Origin of the sequence: Rhodococcus sp. 14-2496-1d (assembly GCF_002259365.1) — a bacterium.
Classification (GTDB): Bacteria; Actinomycetota; Actinomycetes; order Mycobacteriales; family Mycobacteriaceae; genus Rhodococcoides.
Map to the genome: position 1 here is coordinate 549,930 of NZ_NPFV01000018.1, position 15,949 is coordinate 565,878.

Genomic DNA, 15,949 nt, shown 5'->3' on the forward strand with positions numbered 1-15,949 from the left:
CACCCGCCGTCGATGGGTGGTTTCTCCATAGACCTTCGCTCGAGTCGCCCATAACGTGGTCCAGGTCACTTTCGATCTAGGGAAGGCCGAGCCCATGCCTGCAGTCACGTCGAAGCCCGAGATCGAATCGAGGGTGGTCAAGAAGGTCGCTCGACGCATCATCCCGTTCCTCGGATTGGCTTACTTCGTCAACTATCTCGATCGCACCAACATCGGCCTCGCCAAGCTGACCATGAGCGACGAATTGGGCCTCACCGAGACGATGTTCGGCCTGGCGTCGGGACTGTTCTTCATCGGGTACCTGTTGTTCGAAGTGCCCAGCAATCTGGCGCTGCACAAATTCGGTGCCCGACGGTGGATCGCCCGCATCATGGTGTCGTGGGGGATCGTGGCCGCCGCCATGGCTTTCGTGCCGACGGCAGGGTGGCTGTACGGTCTACGCATCCTTCTCGGAATCGCCGAGGCCGGCTTCTTTCCCGGCGTACTGCTGTACATGACGATGTGGTTTCCGCGCGCCTACCGAGTGCGGTTGATGGGCCTGTTCTTGCTGGCTCTGCCTGTGTCATCGGCGCTCGGTGCGCCCCTGTCGAGTGCGATCATTCAGTACCTGGACGGTCTGTTCGGACTGTCGGGTTGGCGGGTTATGTTCCTCCTCGAGGGCATTCCGGCGATTCTGCTCGGCGTGATCACCTGGTTCTATCTCACGGATCGACCGTCTCAGGCGAAGTGGCTCACCGTTGACGAGAAGGAATGGCTCACTGCGGAATTGGAGTCCGAGGACGCAGTGAAAGGCGGGCACGTCAGCGGCTCGGTCAAGCGTGCGCTCGGTGATGTACGAGTATGGATGCTCGGCCTGATCTACTTCGGCATCACCTACGGCCTCTACTCCCTGAGTTTTTTTCTGCCCAGCATCGTCGCGGGATTCAAGCAGACGTTCGATACCGACTTCTCGCTCGTGACCACGGGACTCATCGTGGCGGTGCCGTTCGCAGTGGGCGCGGTGGCGATGGTGCTCTGGAGTCGGCATTCGGACCGGACCGGCGAGCGAACGTGGCATGTAGCGATACCGACTCTGATCGGTGCGATCTCCATTCCGTTTGCGCTGTACATGGATTCACCGTTCACCACCATGATTGCGGTGACCGTCAACGCCGTCGGCGTGTTCTGCGCTCTACCTGTTTTCTGGTACCTGCCGAGCACCTTCCTCACCGGAGCCGGCGCAGCGGCTGGAATCGCGATCATCAACTCGGTCGGCAACACCTCGGGCTTCGGTGCCCCATACGTGACGGGGTGGCTGCTCGACGCCACTGGCAACGCCAAGGCGGGCCTGTGGGTGGTCGGCGGTGTCATGCTCATGGCGGTGGTGTTGGTGATCGCTCTGCGCAGCCGAATGGGAGTCCGCTCCGAGAGCAATACAAATGTGCCGGTGGCGCACTGACGAACGGCTGCGCACGAAGCTGAGTATGTGCACGGAACCGGATTCGGCTCTTGCGGCGAACACCGGACATACTCGACGGATGACGAGTCGCGGGCGGGTCCGGAGCTGGGAGATTCTCGGCATGGAGGGCATCATCGATTCCGAGGACACTCCGGGCGGAAGCTGGACGCCGTCTGGCGCCGTTGCTGTTCACGGATTGCCGGTGCTGACTCCAGGCGAAGAGGTGGAGTTCGAGTGGCAGCCACAGGAAGAACCTCGGTACGGGCACAGCTTCTTCACAGTTCGCGCATGGCCCCTGGGCACCGAACCGGTTCCACAGTCGAGTCGTCCGACATTCGGTGCTTGGGACATCGCCCCTGACGGCACCGTCACCGAAGTGACAGATCTGGATCGGGACGAACCGATTCGGCTCGGAACGTGGTCAGTCGGAGTGGTGTCCATGTGGAACGGCGAAGAGAGTTGGGGCGTCATCGATTCCGAGGACACTCCGGGTGGATGCTGGTCATTCTTCAGCGCGCTGCATCCCGATGAGGTCATCGACTCTCGATCGGGAACAGGGTTCGACATCGGTGGAGGTGTCTCCGAGCTCGCAGTAGGCGAGCAGGTCGACTTCGAGTGGGAGCCTGCTGTCGATCAGGACGGTTATCGGTTTCGCGCGATCAGGGTCCGACCGCGTCGCGAGACTCCGCCCTGGCGGATCCAGCGATTCGATGGCTGACGCATTCGAATCGAAATCCACGGTGCTCTGACCTCCCGGCGGCCTCCGACGGTTATCGAGCCGCCGCTCGCAGGCCGTCGACGCGGATCGTGGGAAGCCATGTTGCCAAGGTGTGACCGAGCGTGGCGACCATACGCGGTCCGAAGACACACAAGGTGCGTTCCCACGGATGGCCGAAGGTCCCTTCGGTGAATCCGTCTCGGGCGAAGATGTAGTAGTCGCCGTTCGGGTGGACGGGGACGCGCCACTCACCGTTCTCGGCCGCGTCGGCGTGCGCTTCCGCGTCGAAGCTGTAGCCGGGGTGTTGCCAGTCCAGGACGACGAAGGTGGGGTTGTCCGAAAACTCGGTGACGAAGCAGCGCAACGCTTCCGCGTTGATCGCGTCGGCTCGGGCAGACCACGACGCTGTCGTGCGGACGGAATGGGCGGCGAGGTCGAATGTCATCGAGGGGGCAGGCTCGGAAATGGCCGGCCACGAGTCAGGCTTTGTCCCGGGTCGAAACCCGAACTTACTTGTGAACACCGACCAGTGCTCCGCTTCCGCATTGCGGTCGAGTTCGGTCCACCCGATGGGAAGCGCAGATCCGAAGTTCATCGTCAGCTTGGTCGTCATCGGCCTATCGTCTCAGAGGGTGAGAAACTAGGCTGACAGGGACTGATCGGGAAGCGGGTGACAGTCACATGGTGCTTGCGTTGTGTGCCATAACGTTTGCTGTACTGCTTCACGTCGTGGCAGCTCGAATCGCAGCCCGTGAGAACTATGGCCGTACGTTGCCCACAGTGAACGGCTCGTATCCGGTCAGGCCTGCCCAGCGTGCCCGACGTGCCCAGGCGGCTGGATGGATACTGAGTATCGTCGGTGCGCTACAGCTCGGCAATCATTTCTGGCTGACTGAGCCGTGGCTGGCCGTGGGTCTAGTGATTGCGGTTCTCGTCCTGATCAACGGCCTCCCGAGTCTGCTGGTTACCTTGCTGCACAACGGCAGTCTGCGAACACAACCATAGGACCGTGCGAACCAAGCGCTGTCAGGGTGTGAACACTTTGCCCGGGTTCAGGATTCCATGGGGATCCAGTGCCTTTTTCACAGCTCGGTGCATTTCCAACACCACCGGGTCGAGTTCCTGTACCAGGCCGTCCATCTTGAGCAGTCCGACTCCGTGTTCGCCGGTCACGGTGCCGCCGAGTTCCAGTGCAGCGTCGATGATCTCGGCGAAGGCGGCCTGAGCGCGTTCGCGAGCCGGAAGGTCGTCGTGCGGAGTGATGAGCAGCGGGTGGAGGTTTCCGTCACCGGCGTGTGCGATGTTGGCGATGGTCGTCTCGTAGCGAAGGCCGATCTGCTCGATGCGCGAAAGCATCTCGGGTACATGCTTCTTCGGCACACACACGTCCTCGGTCAACACCGGACCCAGACGTTCCATCGCGGGATACGCCAACCGTCGGGCCGCAAACAGCGCGTCGGCCTCTTCCTGATCGGTCGAGACCGCAGACCAGGTCGCTCCGGCCTCGTCGAAGCACGAGAGCATCTTCTCGGCTTCCTGGTCTCCGATGAGACCCGGATCGTCGATACGTCCGAGCAACACCACATTCGCCTCGACCGACAGGCCCATGTTCTTCCACGCGTCGACGGCGATGAGGCACTGCCTGTCGATCAATTCCAGTGCGGACGGCGTCAAGCCGGCGGCGGCCACCGCGGCGACGGCACGCCCGGCGTCGACGATCGAATCGAAGTAGCCGGCGACGGTCCGCTGCGGATCCTGCAGCGGGCGTAGTTTCAGGGTCACCTCGGTGATGATGCCGAGGGTGCCCTCCGATCCGACCATCAAGCCTGCAAGGTCGTAGCCGGCAACGCCTTTGGCGGTCTTGCGGCCGAGTCGAACCAGTTCTCCGGTTCCGGTGACGACCTGCATGCCCATCACGTAGTCGCGCGTGACGCCGTACTTGACGCAGCACAATCCGCCGGCATTGGTGGCGACGTTGCCGCCGATGGTCGACCACGGCGCACTGGCCGGATCCGGGGGATACCACAGACCCTGCTCGGCAACGGTTGCGCGCAGGTGATCGTTGACGACTCCAGGCTCGACGACGGCGTAGCGCTCGAGTGGGTCGATCTCCTTGATCGTGTCCATGCCGTCGAGCGCGAGAACGACGCATCCCTCGGTGGCGTTCGCGCCGCCGGACAGTCCGGTGCCCGCCCCACGGGTGACGATGGGTGCGCCATGGGCCAGGCATGCACGAACGACAGCTTGGACTTCTTCGGCGCTGCGGGGTCGCACGACGGCGACCGGCGTCGAATACGGTGCCCATTCGGCCTCGTCGTGCTGGTAGGAGGCGACGACGTCCGGGTCAACCACGATCCGATCCGCGGGCAGGACCTCGGACAACTGTTCCACGAGCGACATGTGTTCGACTTTAGCTGTGACGCGGGTCTCGGCCAATGTAGGTTTTCTCCATGTCGCCCGCGAAGTCATGGATGGAAATGCTGCTCGACGACGCGTCCGTCGATGAATTGGAAGCCCATCGACGGGATCGTCCCGGAGCCGAGGCACATGCGGCACTCCGGCTGCGCACTCTGCTCGATCAACGCAAACAGCGCAGCACCGAACTCTCGGCGCTCAACGACATCGCGGTGCGCCTGACGACTGTGCGTGACAATCGCATTCTGCTGCAGGAAGTGGTGGACCAGGCGCGCAGGCTGCTCGGCGTGGACCTGGCCTACATGGGTTCGGTGTACGGCGACGAGTTCGTCATCGAGGTCACCAGTGGTGCCCTTACCCCGCAACTGGTGGGCATCAGGCTCACGCTGGACGAGGGGCTCGTCGGGCTGATCGTGCGCGGTGCCTCGCCGTCGTGGACACCCGACTATCAGAGCGAACCTGCATTTCGGCACATCACGGGAGCCGACAGTGCTGCGCGGTCGGAGAACATGCGCGGTCTGCTGGGCGTACCGCTTCGGGTCGGCGACCGCGTGATCGGCGCACTGTTCGCGTGCAAGCGGCAGGAGCGGGATTTCGCAGACAGTGAGATCGCTCTGCTGTCCGCACTGGCCGCGCACGCGGCCATCGCCATCGAGAACGTGCGAGCGATCGACACGCTCGAAACCCTCAACGCCGAATTGTCGCTCCGCACAAAGGAATTGGAGCAGACTCTGCAATGGGACCGCACGTTGACACAGGTCGTGCTCCGAGGAGGCGGTGTGCGGAGTTTGGTTCGGGAGGTGGCGTCGGCCACCGAACGTCCGGCGTATTTCGTGGGCGATGGCGCGTCCGTACCGGTTGCCCTGGAGGACAGAGCGGTCCAGGTCGAAGCCTTGGTCGAACGTTGCAGGGCGGGTGCCGATACTGCCGTCGGCGACGAGATCACTGCGCGCCGGGTGGTGGCTGCCGGTCGCTTCTTGGGGGTGTTGATCTCCGTCGGATCGGACGACGACCAGACCCGCCTACTTCTCGATCGAGCTGTGCCGGCCATCGCGCTGTCGCTGGCCGAGGAGCGCGCGGCCGCGGAATCCGCACGCCGGGCGCAGGACGCATTCCTGCTCGATCTACTCCTCCATCCGACGTCGACGCCCGAGGACGAACGCAGGCAGTTCCACCGTGCCGGACTGACTCCGGACGTGACGTATTGTGTGGCGGTCGCGCAGAGTAACGCGTCGAGAACCGAGTTGGAATCTCTCGCACTGCCCCCGGGATCGGTTGTAGCGGAGCAGGGTTCGAGAATCCTGTTGGTCGTTCCCGCTCGCGAGTCCGCTGCCGTTCGTCGCATGATCGTCACCCGGGCCACCGTGGGAATCTCCGAACCCGCGCGAGGAGCCGACGCGCTGGCGACGGCGTTCCGAGAAGCACAACAGACTGCTGACGTGCTGACGACCCTCGGCAGAGACGGAGAAGTGTCCTCGGCGCGCGGCCTGGGAATCTATCGAATCCTGCTGAGCCACATGGCCCGTGAGCACCTGGACGAACTCACCGAGGACAAGCTCGGGCCGCTGCTCGCCGAGCAGGACAAGCGCGGGGTCCCGCTGATGGAGACCCTGTCGACGTATCTGGCTCACGGTCGCCACCATTCGGCCACCGCGTCGAGCTTGGGAGTGCACGTCAACACGCTCTACCAACGGCTCGACGCCATCGACCGGCTGATCGGTACGCAGTGGCGTGACCCCGACGATGCTCTCGACCTTCAGGTGTTGATGCGCCTGCGCAGATCGGCCGACCTACTCGGTCTGTGAGCCACCGGCCGCGGGTTCGGTCTCGATCCCCGTCGCCTCGACCACGCTCGCCCACAGTGCATCTCGCACGCGAGGTGAATCTCCGCGCCAGGAAGGGTAATGAGTCGGACGCGGGGCCCGGTCGTGCCAGAACGTGCCGGTGCTGGTCAAGGCCTGATCGGACCCGACGAGCCACACGATCGTGTCGGCCCCGTCATGTGCGTTGCGCAGAATCGGCTTCATCACCGAACCGAACATCGGCATCGATCCGGTGACGCCGGGAGTGGCCGCCCAGCCCGGGTGCATGCTGTGCACCACCGGGTCGTCTTCGAGCGAAAAGCGTTCGGCCAGTTGCTCGGCCACCACCACCTGCATTCGCTTCGTGCGAGCGTAGGCGGTCATGCCGGAGTACTTGCCGTTCTCGTACTCGAAGTCCGAGTTCTGCAGCGGCACCGCATACATGCCGCCGCTCGAGACGAACACGACCCGCGATCCGGCGTCGAACAGCTCTCGCAGTCCCACGGTCAATGCGACCGGCCCGAGAACGTGGGTGGCGAAAGCGGATTCGTGCCCCTGCGCCGAGAGTTGCCGCTCGTCCGGCATGACCCCGGCGCAGTGCACCAATGCGTGCACCGACGTGAGCTCGGATGCGAGAGCAGCGCTCAAGGCCGCCACGGAATCGAGATCGCTGATGTCACACTCGCGGACCACCAGGGAGGCGTCGGGCACCTCGGCTCGAATGGCCGCGGCCGCGGACTCCAGCCGATCGGCCGACCTGCCGACCAGGTGCACCCGTGCCCCCAACCTGGCCAGTTCCTTCGCGGTGGCTGCGCCCAATCCGGACGACGCGCCGGTCACCACCATGTCGATGGGGGCGGGGAACGGCGTCGGATCCGCGGCCCAGAATCGTCGACGCACCGTGGCACCGATGCGGGAGTATCCGGGAACGACTGCTCTGTCGAGGATCATGTCCAATGTGCGGGTCAGCAATGACATGGCGCTGTGATACCCCGCGGTAACCGGATGTATGCGCGTCCCCACGCCGGGGTCGATGCCAGAATGAGCCCATGGTTCACCCCGCCGTCTCCGACGTCACCCGAGAGATCCTCGACGAGCTTCCCGCCTACCGACGTGAGACCTTCGAGTTGCGTCTCGAGCAGTGGTTTCCCGATCTGCACGACGCGGTCACGGCCGTCTATCCCGATCCCGACGCGGTGGCGGCCACCCTGGTGGAGATCGCTGCGAGCGCCTACGCGTCCCGCCCCGAGGATCTGCACCGGCTCGATCAGCGTCGGCTGCTCGAACCGGATTGGTTCCAGCAGCCGGACATGTTCGGCTACGCCTGTTATGTCGATCGGTACGGACAGACGCTGCGTGGGGTGGGCGAGCGACTCGACCATCTGACCAATCTTGGTGTCACCTACCTACATCTGATGCCGCTGCTGCAGCCGCGGCCCGGTGACAACGACGGCGGATACGCGGTGATGGACTACCGCGCGGTTCGCGAGGACCTCGGCACCAACGAGGACCTGCGGGCGCTCGCGGAAACGCTACGCGGACGCGGCATCAGTCTCGTGGTCGATCTGGTGCTCAATCACGTTGCCCGCGAGCACGAATGGGCCGAGAGGGCGCGCTCGGGCGATCCGAAGTATCGAGACTACTTTCTGATCTATCCCGATCGCACCACCCCGGACTCGTACGAGCGCACACTCCCCGAGGTGTTCCCGGACTTCGCGCCCGGCAGCTTCACCTTCGACGACACACTCGGCGAGTGGGTGTGGACGACGTTCAACGAATGGCAGTGGGATCTGAACTGGGCCAATCCCGCTGTGCTGCAGGAGTTCGCAAGCATCGTGCTGCACCTGGCCAATCTCGGGGTCGAAGTGCTGCGCCTCGACGCGATCGCATTTCTGTGGAAGCGACTCGGCACCAACTGCCAGAACCAGCCCGAGGTGCATGCGGTCACTCAGGCCCTGCGAGCCACCGCCCGACTGGCGGCTCCGGCCACGCTGTTCAAGGCCGAGGCGATCGTCGGGCCCCGCGATCTGCTGCCGTACCTGGGTCAGGGCCGGCACACCGGACGGGTCTCGGACATCGCCTACCACAACTCGCTGATGGTCCAGGTGTGGTCGATGTTGGCAACGGGCAGTACAGCATTGGCGCGCCACGCCCTGGCGTCGTTGCCGCCCACACCACCCAGCGGCACCTGGGTGACCTACGTTCGCTGCCACGACGACATCGGTTGGGCCGTCGACGACGGCGACGCGGCGTCCCTGGGACTCTCGGGCGCAGGGCATCGCCACTTTCTGGCCGACTGGTACTCGGGCGAATTCGACGGCTCCTGGGCCGAAGGCCTGGTGTTCCAGTACAACCCGGACACCGGTGACCGTCGGATCAGCGGCACCGCAGCCGCGCTGACCGGACTGGGGGAGTCCCGCCTGGATCCCGACGGCGCGTTCGGTCGAATCTTTCTCGCACACGCCATCATTGCCGGATGGGGTGGCATTCCCGTCGTATGGAGCGGCGACGAGCTCGGCTCCCCGGGAGATCCGAACTGGGCCGACGAACCGGCCCATGCCGAGGACAACCGATGGGTGCATCGGCCGCGCGTGACCGATGCCGATCGAGCCGGCCGATTCCAGCGGGGGAGTGACGCACAACGGGTGTTCGACGGAATCGCTCGCATCGCGAAGGTGCGCGCCGGCCTGCCGATGTTGCACGCCGAAGCGCCGGTGGACGTGCAGAGCGAGTCGGACGACGGTCTGCTCGTGGTGCGCAGGCGGCATCCGAGCGGCACCCTCGTCGCCCTCTACAACGTCACCGCCGAACACCGCTCGTTTCCGCACGCGCAGCTGATCGAACTCGGAATTCCGGCCCCGGTCGAGGTTCTCTCGCAGCACGATCTGCAGGTCGACGACACCGGCTCGGTGTGGTTGCCGCCCTATGCGGCGTGGTGGATCGTCGACAACCCGCTGCGTTAGAGGAGGCGGTGCCGTGACCGGCCTGTTACCCTGCCCCGGGACGGTCGGTAGATACGAACAAGGGGACAATGTCGATGCTGCATGCTCGGATACGAAGTCTGGTGCTCGCCGTGGTGGCCGTGTTGGTGGCCACGATGGCAACGGTGCTGATGGGGACCGGTGTGGCGAAGGCCGATTCCGAGCTCGTCTACGTCTATTCGCCGTCGATGGACAAGAACATTCCGATCAAGGTGCTCAAAGCCGCCGGTGGGGGACCCGCGCCGACGCTCTATCTGCTCGACGGGCTGCGCGCACCCGAGGACAACAGCGGCTGGCTCATCGAGACCGACGTCGAGAGCTTCTTCGCCGACAAGCACGTCAATGTGGTCATCCCGTTCGGCGGGGGCGGCACCTTCTACTCCGACTGGCAGCGCGACGATCCCAAGCTCGGGCGGGTGAAGTGGGAAACCTTCCTCACCCAGGAGCTGCCGCCGTTCATGGCGGATCGGTTCGGTAGCGACAACGTGAACAACGCCGTGGCCGGACTGTCGATGAGCGGAACCTCGGCGCTGAACCTGGCCGCGCACCACCCCGACTTCTACAAGGCGGTCGCGTCGTTCAGCGGCTACCCGACCGCCAGCAGTCCCGGATTCGCCCAGGGCATCGCCGTCGCCGTCGGCGAGATGGGCGGCAACGCGCGCAACATGTGGGGTACCTGGCCGTCCGCGGAGTGGATCCGCAACGACCCGTCCCTCAATGTCGGTGCTCTGCGCAACACGGCAGTTTTCGTCTCCTCAGGTAGCGGTTCGCCGGCCACGGACCCGGTCTTCAACCCGGCCAGCAGCAGCTTCGACCCCGTCAGGTTCGCGCAGATGGTGCCGCTCGAGACGGCGGCAGGGATGAGCAGCCGGGCATTCGTTCCGTTGTTGCAGGCCGCGGGCGGGCGACCCAACGTCAAGATCACCGGTACCGGTGTGCACTGGTGGAACCACTGGGAGCAGCATCTGCACGAGGCGTGGTTCGAGACGATCGCCCCTGCCGTCGGCGGCTGAGCGTTAGTCTGTTCGCCATGACACCACCGAGGATCACCGTCGACTACACGGTGCTCGACTGCCCGGACCCGGCTGCGCTCGGCCGCTTCTACAGCACCATCCTCGGCTGGGAACAGTCTCGTGACGACGGCGATTGGGTGGTGATCGACGGTCCGGGTGATCTGCGGTTGGCATTTCAGAAGGCACCGGACTTCGTCCCCATCGACTGGCCGCGCGAGGGCATCAAGATTCACCTCGATCTGGTGGTGGACGACATGGAGCAGGCCAGGGATTTCGTCGTCGACGCCGGGGCCGAACTCATCGACCACGCGCAACCCTCGTTCTGGGTGTTCCGCGATCCGGCCGGGCACATCTTCTGCCTGTGCAAGAGGGACTGATCCGCAATGACCGGTGAAGCCGTACCCGTCCTGGTCGAGCGCTCCGCCGTGGTTCGGGCCGACGCCGCAACCGTGCACGCACTGATCGACGACTTTCGTCAGTGGGTGAAATGGTCGCCCTACGAGGGAGTCGATCCGGACCTGAAGCGCACCTACGGCGGTCCCGACGCCGGAGTCGGTGCCTCGTACTCGTGGTCGGGTAACCGCAAGGCAGGCGCGGGGACGATGACCATCACCGAGTCGATTCCCGAAGAACGAATCGTGCTCGACCTCGCGTTCACCAAGCCGTTCAAGAATCGGAACGTCACGGCATTCCTGCTCGAGCCCGTCGCCGACGGAACCCGAGTGACCTGGCGAATGTCAGGGAAGCAGAGCAAGCTGTTCGCTCTGATCGGAAAGGTGTTCTCGATGGACAAGCTGGTCGGGCCGGACTTCGAGAAGGGTCTCAGGCAGCTCGCCGCTGTGGCAGAGAAGTCCTGAGCAGCTCCTCGCGCCGATCCGCTTGCCCGCCCAACCAGCGCGCGAGAACCTGACATCCTGTCGAGTCGCCCTCGTACGGCTCGCGTGCGTACGCGATGTGTCGCCCGCCACCGGGATTGGCCCATTCGAATCGGTGCCAGCGCAACGACTGCGGTAGATAACCGGACACCTCGACCGCCGCGGTGCGGAGGCGTCGAACATCCTTCGCCCACTGCGAGGGTCGAAGGCGGGTTCGGGTCGCGTTCTGGAAGCTGTTGCTGCGCAACAGACTCCACAGCTCGCGTAGCCAGATTTTCGGGGTCCGGAACGACATCCATCGGGTGAGGTCCGCGATGTCACGGATCAGGCTGTCGTCGCTGGCGTTGCAGATCATGTCGGACTTCAGACCGATCCACTCGACCGGAATCGACTCGGGCAGAGCCGGACCCGCACCGGCGACGCCACGTCCGGTGCATCCGTCGACGGCACCTACCGGCTGCTGAGGATCCGATATAAGACCAGCGGCAACGATGCGGCTGCCGTCGATCGTTCCGGCGTGCACCAGACCGAGCACCTCGCGTACGACGGTCGCGCCCTGGGAGTACCCGATCAGGGCGATCGGTCCGCTGGTGCCCTCGATGGCGCGGCGCAGGCGTCTGACGCCGATGTCTGCGCTGTGTCGAAAGCACAGTCCGCCGAATGCAACCGGACCGTACGACGCCGGATAGCCGACCCACCGGCCGACGAACCGGTCGTCGAGCTCACCGACGACGCAGGCCAGCAGGCCCGTCACCCGCGTTCGGTGGTCGGACGGATGTGATTCTCCGGTACCTCCGACGGCGAGTACGGTGACCTTCTGCTGGCTCATGACTGTCAGTCTGGTGGGAGAACCTGAGCCCGACGCCCGAAAAATGCTGAGAACTGCCTGGCAGTTCGGTCCCGGTCAGGCCAGAGCCGCGCGTACGTCCGCGAGAGCGTCGCGAAGGAGTGCCTCGTAGAGATCCGGGTCGGGTACGGCCGCGCTGTTGGAGGTGATTCCGACGGTGACGGTATCGCCGATGCCGTGCACTCCGTGGGTCAGGCTCATGGCCGGGGACAGGGCCGGGAAACCGGCGGTGAATCGGACGGAGCCGCCGCCGAACGTGAGGTCTGCGGCACCGCGCGAGACGCTGGAGACGACGGTGTTCCCGGTGACGGACGGAGGGACTGCGGTCGGGTCGAACTGCACGACGCCCCATTCGGCCAGAAATGCAGGCACGTGTGCTTCGACGGCGTCCTGTGACGCGCGGGCGGCCTCCGACAATGGATGGTTCGCGCGAGCACGACGCGCGGCCAGATCGGCCGATACGAGTCGACTGCGAGTGCGGATGTCGGGCTCGTCGGTGAACAGTCCGACACCGACGTTGCCGAAATTGTTTCGTGCGTCGGCTCGTGTGTCCCTCGCCAGCGTGACCTCGGCGGCAAGGTCCGGACCATCGCCGAGAAGCCGTTGCAGTGCAACCGACACTGCGGTCAGTACGAAAGTGGTGACGGTGGTGCCGGCGGACTGCAGGTCGGATTTCGGAAGCACGATGGTGCGCACCGACGTCCGGCCGGCGGGCGGCACGTCCAGGGCGGTCGGCGCGCGCGAGTGTGCGGGCGGAGGGATCTCACCCGAGTCGGTGCCTCGTCCGAGGCTCAGCGCGTCGCGTCGGGCACGGACGCCGCCGCGAACCATCTGTGCCAGTCGAAGCGGGACGGTCGCAGCGGCAACGATGGTGGATGCCTGCTCGAACACCGCGGGAGGCTCCGCCCGCGCGGAGGCCGGTGGAAGTGGGTGCGTACCGAACAGGTCGCGGGCAGTGCGAGCGGCCAGTGTTCCGTCGGCTGCCGCGTGCGAAAGCTGTAGCACGGCAACGACGGCCGCGCCGCCGGGAGCGTCGGCGATGTTCGGATACAGGTGCAGGCGCCACACGGACACTCGAGGATCGACCTGACGGGCGAACGATGCCGCAATCGCGTCGAGGCACTCCGGCCAGGTGCGCGGCGTTCGGTGGACGGAGATCGTGTCGGGGCGCGGGCCCGCCTCGGTCCAGCGGGGATAGTCGAGACCGAATGCGACGTCGGTGATGCGTCGACGCAGAACCTCGATGCGCCCGCTGCGCTCGTGCAGGCGTTGCATTTCGGCGTCGAGGCCCTCGGATCCGTTGTCGAAGCAGTACAGCAGAAACTGGTCGCTCGGAATTTTCGACGCCATCCAGTACGCGCGCGCATCGGCCGGATGCAGGCGCGTCGATCGGGGGCGGCGGTTGTCGGCTCGAGCGCGGGGCACACGATGAGCCTATGCGGCACACTGCGAACCGAGATTTTACGTACTGATCGGTCCCGTTCTGTGATCTGTCACCAGGACGGGCCGAGGACTTCTTCGGTTGCCTGGAGGTCTACCGGTGCCATCGGCGCTAGCCTGGTCCAATGCATCGACCAGCACTGTGGCCGCGACGCCGTGGCACCCCATGGCGGGTGTCGTGACGCCCAGAGTTGCTTCGGGTTATCGGGCAGGACTGCGTTCCTCGACCAATGCCGCCGCATCGGCCGACTTCGTCACCGACATCTCCTACACCGAGTACGGCTCTGCGGCCTGCACCCTCGGGGTGGCGGCGGACAACACGGTCTTCGTCGCGCCCGCGTTCACCGTCGACGGTGTCGGTGTACTGCGCTCGTCCGACTTCGGAAAGTCGTGGCGCGCATCGGTTCCCGAGGGGGTGCAGCAGAGTCGGAACCGACCCTATCTGTACTTCGACGACGTCGACGAGCGGCTGTTTCTGCACGCCGGCCGTTTCGACGCGGTGCCGCCCCACCCGCTGCGAACGGGCTTCACCCTCGGAGTCAGTGACGACCGGGGCGAAACCTGGCGCACCCGGAAAGTGGCATCGAAAGCGAGGATGGACGCCAAAGTATTTGCCGGACCGAGTAATTCACGGTCAGGGAGAGTTACGTATCTCTCCGCGCCCACGCCGTTCGCAGTACGGGTGCGGCCACTGATCAACGTCACCCGGCAGGTCATCTGGCGGTCCTTCGACGGCGGGGTGAAGTGGGAGGTGGCCGGTGGTTTCGACATCGATTCGAAGAAGATCCCCGGGTTGCCGAGTCGGGAGTACGTCGCGTTCGGCAAGGGCGTCGTCGCCCCGGACGGCACGGTCTACATCGGTGGCCGTTACGGCCGACGGTTCGCGGTGGCGGTCAGTCGCGACGAGGGCCTGACGTGGGACGTTCGGATGGTCCCCGGTTCGGCGCTGGCGAAATACCACAATGCAGTGCATTTTCTGCTGCTCGGATCGCGTTATCTGCTGCCGGAGTCGATGGCCGTCGACGACGACGGAAATGTGTACGCGGTGTGGCCGGACCGCGACGGGTTGCTGCATGCGGCCTGGTCCTCGGACGGTGCGGTGACGTGGTCGAGGCCGGTGGTGGTGTCGGCACCAGGGGTGCGCGACGCTCGCTTCGGCGCGATCACCGCCACCGGGTCCGGGCGAGTGGGCATCGCCTACTACGGACGTGAGAGGGGTCGTGCGTTCCACGGCTTCATCGCGCAGTGCCGCGACTTTCGTACCAGCGGCCCGGTTTTCGTCGGTGGAAAGTACAACGAACCCGACGCGCCGCTCTTTCCCTACGGGTTCTGCAGTGTCGTACCGGGTTTCGGCTCGAGGCGCTCACTCAACGAGATCGTTCGTGTGCATTTCGCCCCCAACGGTGACCTCGTGACCGGGGCGGCGATGCAGATGCGGGGAAGGAACAGGCAACGGCCGTGGGCGGCGCGATCGGAACACACCGAGATGCAGGCCGTCCTGGGCCGGTTGGGCCGAATCGTCAGCGCGTAGCAGCCGAAAGGCCCTGCAGCAGTGCGCTGCAGGGCCTTTCGTGATCGAGCGGAAACTCTAGGCGACGTTGATCATGCCGACGGTGGGGAAGAAGAAGCAGCTCTTGTCCGAACCGTCGAGGGCCTTGTGGTTCACGGTGCCGAACACCGCGGCGAGAACGGTTCCCGATCCGGTTTCGACGGGTACGGCGCGGGCACCGGCGGCAGGCAGCGAGTCGATCGCGCCGATGACGAACGGCCGAACGATGTCCTTCGCGGCGTCGGGCACGCCGGAGTTGGCGAGGATCGAGTCGGCGAGAGTGGTTGCCAAGCCGCCGAAGTCGGCGAATCCGCCCTTCAGGGTGTTGACGTTGAACCAGGCGACCTGCATCCCGGTCTTGTCTGCGGAATCGTTCACGATTCCGGCCGGAACGAACGCGAACATCGTCTCGCCCTTGTCGACGGCATTGAGCTCGGGAATCTCGATGGACGGCAGGAACGGCAAGGTGGGGATGGCCGGCGCGGTCAGCTGAGGCCACGGTCCGGCCGCTCCGCCTGCGACACCCGGAACGATGCCGAGGGGCGAGCCCGCCGTAGCGGCGCAGTTGATCGCTGCCGTGGGGTAGAAGAACGGCGTGATGCCGAAGTCGGTGAGGGCCTTGTTGGCCGCGTTCAGTGCGGCGAACGGATCGACGCTCGCGTCCTCGGCGACCGGGGTACGTGAGTCTGCGATCGCGGTCGCGGCGTCGAGTGAGGCACCACCCTGTCCCTGCAGTGCGGCGATCGCCTGCGCCAGCGGATCGGCCGGTGCCGGATCCGCTGCAGCAGTGGCGGGGACAGCGAGCAATGCCGCGCAGGAGAGCGCGAGCGCGCCGGCCAGACGGCTGAGGCGACGAGACATGTGTGACTCC

At 65.3% G+C, this 15,949-nt stretch carries 14 protein-coding genes; 8 read left to right on the forward strand and 6 right to left on the reverse strand.

Annotation, left to right across the window (positions count from 1 at the left end):
• Positions 1–94 precede the first annotated feature (94 nt).
• Entirely contained in the window at positions 95–1,438 is a 1,344-nt protein-coding gene (locus tag CH296_RS16220) for an MFS transporter (protein WP_094685191.1), read from the forward strand.
• Positions 1,439–1,517: 79 nt separating this feature from the next.
• Positions 1,518–2,156 carry a hypothetical protein gene (locus CH296_RS29555; RefSeq protein ID WP_256980475.1) on the forward strand — a complete coding sequence of 213 codons (639 nt, stop codon included), beginning with the start codon at positions 1,518–1,520 and terminating at the stop codon, positions 2,154–2,156.
• A 52-nt stretch (positions 2,157–2,208) separates the two neighbouring features.
• On the opposite strand, the gene CH296_RS16230 is transcribed toward CH296_RS29555, so the two are convergent.
• Together CH296_RS16230 and CH296_RS16240 are read right to left on the reverse strand one after the other, a co-directional pair.
• Positions 2,209–2,769, reverse strand: coding sequence for a DUF2716 domain-containing protein (locus tag CH296_RS16230; RefSeq protein ID WP_045199162.1), 561 nt, complete (start codon positions 2,767–2,769; stop codon positions 2,209–2,211).
• Positions 2,770–3,182: 413 nt separating this feature from the next.
• Positions 3,183–4,556, reverse strand: coding sequence for an FAD-binding oxidoreductase (locus CH296_RS16240; RefSeq protein ID WP_094646981.1), 1,374 nt, complete (start codon positions 4,554–4,556; stop codon positions 3,183–3,185).
• A 71-nt stretch (positions 4,557–4,627) separates the two neighbouring features.
• Between CH296_RS16240 and CH296_RS16245 the strand changes: the two genes are divergently transcribed.
• Positions 4,628–6,376, forward strand: a complete 1,749-nt coding sequence (locus CH296_RS16245; protein WP_094685247.1) for a GAF domain-containing protein — start codon at positions 4,628–4,630, stop codon at positions 6,374–6,376.
• Here the strand turns inward: CH296_RS16245 and CH296_RS16250 are convergent.
• A complete protein-coding gene (locus CH296_RS16250; protein ID WP_094685192.1) occupies positions 6,362–7,351 on the reverse strand; it encodes an SDR family NAD(P)-dependent oxidoreductase in 990 nt (329 codons plus the stop codon). The genes CH296_RS16245 and CH296_RS16250 overlap by 15 nt on opposite strands.
• A 71-nt stretch (positions 7,352–7,422) precedes the next feature.
• Between CH296_RS16250 and CH296_RS16255 the strand changes: the two genes are divergently transcribed.
• The 4 genes from CH296_RS16255 to CH296_RS16270 all read left to right on the forward strand — a co-directional run bounded on the left by CH296_RS16255 (position 7,423) and on the right by CH296_RS16270 (position 11,224).
• Complete coding sequence (locus tag CH296_RS16255) at positions 7,423–9,336, forward strand: alpha-amylase family protein (protein ID WP_094685193.1); 1,914 nt, start codon at positions 7,423–7,425, stop codon at positions 9,334–9,336.
• Between the two features lie 74 nt (positions 9,337–9,410).
• Complete coding sequence (locus tag CH296_RS16260) at positions 9,411–10,367, forward strand: alpha/beta hydrolase family protein (protein WP_032394221.1); 957 nt, start codon at positions 9,411–9,413, stop codon at positions 10,365–10,367.
• A gap of 17 nt (positions 10,368–10,384) precedes the next feature.
• On the forward strand, positions 10,385–10,744 hold the full coding sequence (locus CH296_RS16265) for a VOC family protein (RefSeq protein ID WP_094629571.1): 360 nt from the start codon (positions 10,385–10,387) through the stop codon (positions 10,742–10,744).
• A gap of 6 nt (positions 10,745–10,750) precedes the next feature.
• Positions 10,751–11,224 (forward strand): SRPBCC family protein, encoded by a 474-nt coding sequence (locus CH296_RS16270; RefSeq protein ID WP_094685194.1) that lies wholly within the window; start codon positions 10,751–10,753, stop codon positions 11,222–11,224.
• On the opposite strand, the gene CH296_RS16275 is transcribed toward CH296_RS16270, so the two are convergent.
• Positions 11,190–12,071 (reverse strand): PE-PPE domain-containing protein, encoded by an 882-nt coding sequence (locus CH296_RS16275; RefSeq protein WP_094646986.1) that lies wholly within the window; start codon positions 12,069–12,071, stop codon positions 11,190–11,192. The genes CH296_RS16270 and CH296_RS16275 overlap by 35 nt on opposite strands.
• A 75-nt stretch (positions 12,072–12,146) precedes the next feature.
• The gene (locus CH296_RS16280) at positions 12,147–13,514 is read right to left on the reverse strand and encodes a WS/DGAT domain-containing protein (RefSeq protein WP_256980477.1); all 1,368 of its coding nucleotides are present in this window, start codon (positions 13,512–13,514) and stop codon (positions 12,147–12,149) included.
• Between the two features lie 115 nt (positions 13,515–13,629).
• On the opposite strand from CH296_RS16280, the gene CH296_RS16285 reads away from it, so the two are divergent.
• Positions 13,630–15,060, forward strand: coding sequence for a sialidase family protein (locus tag CH296_RS16285; protein WP_143546370.1), 1,431 nt, complete (start codon positions 13,630–13,632; stop codon positions 15,058–15,060).
• A 57-nt stretch (positions 15,061–15,117) separates the two neighbouring features.
• On the opposite strand, the gene CH296_RS16290 is transcribed toward CH296_RS16285, so the two are convergent.
• Positions 15,118–15,939: a hypothetical protein gene (locus CH296_RS16290; RefSeq protein WP_032394060.1), complete on the reverse strand. Its 822-nt coding sequence runs from the start codon at positions 15,937–15,939 to the stop codon at positions 15,118–15,120.
• Positions 15,940–15,949: the final 10 nt, after the last annotated feature.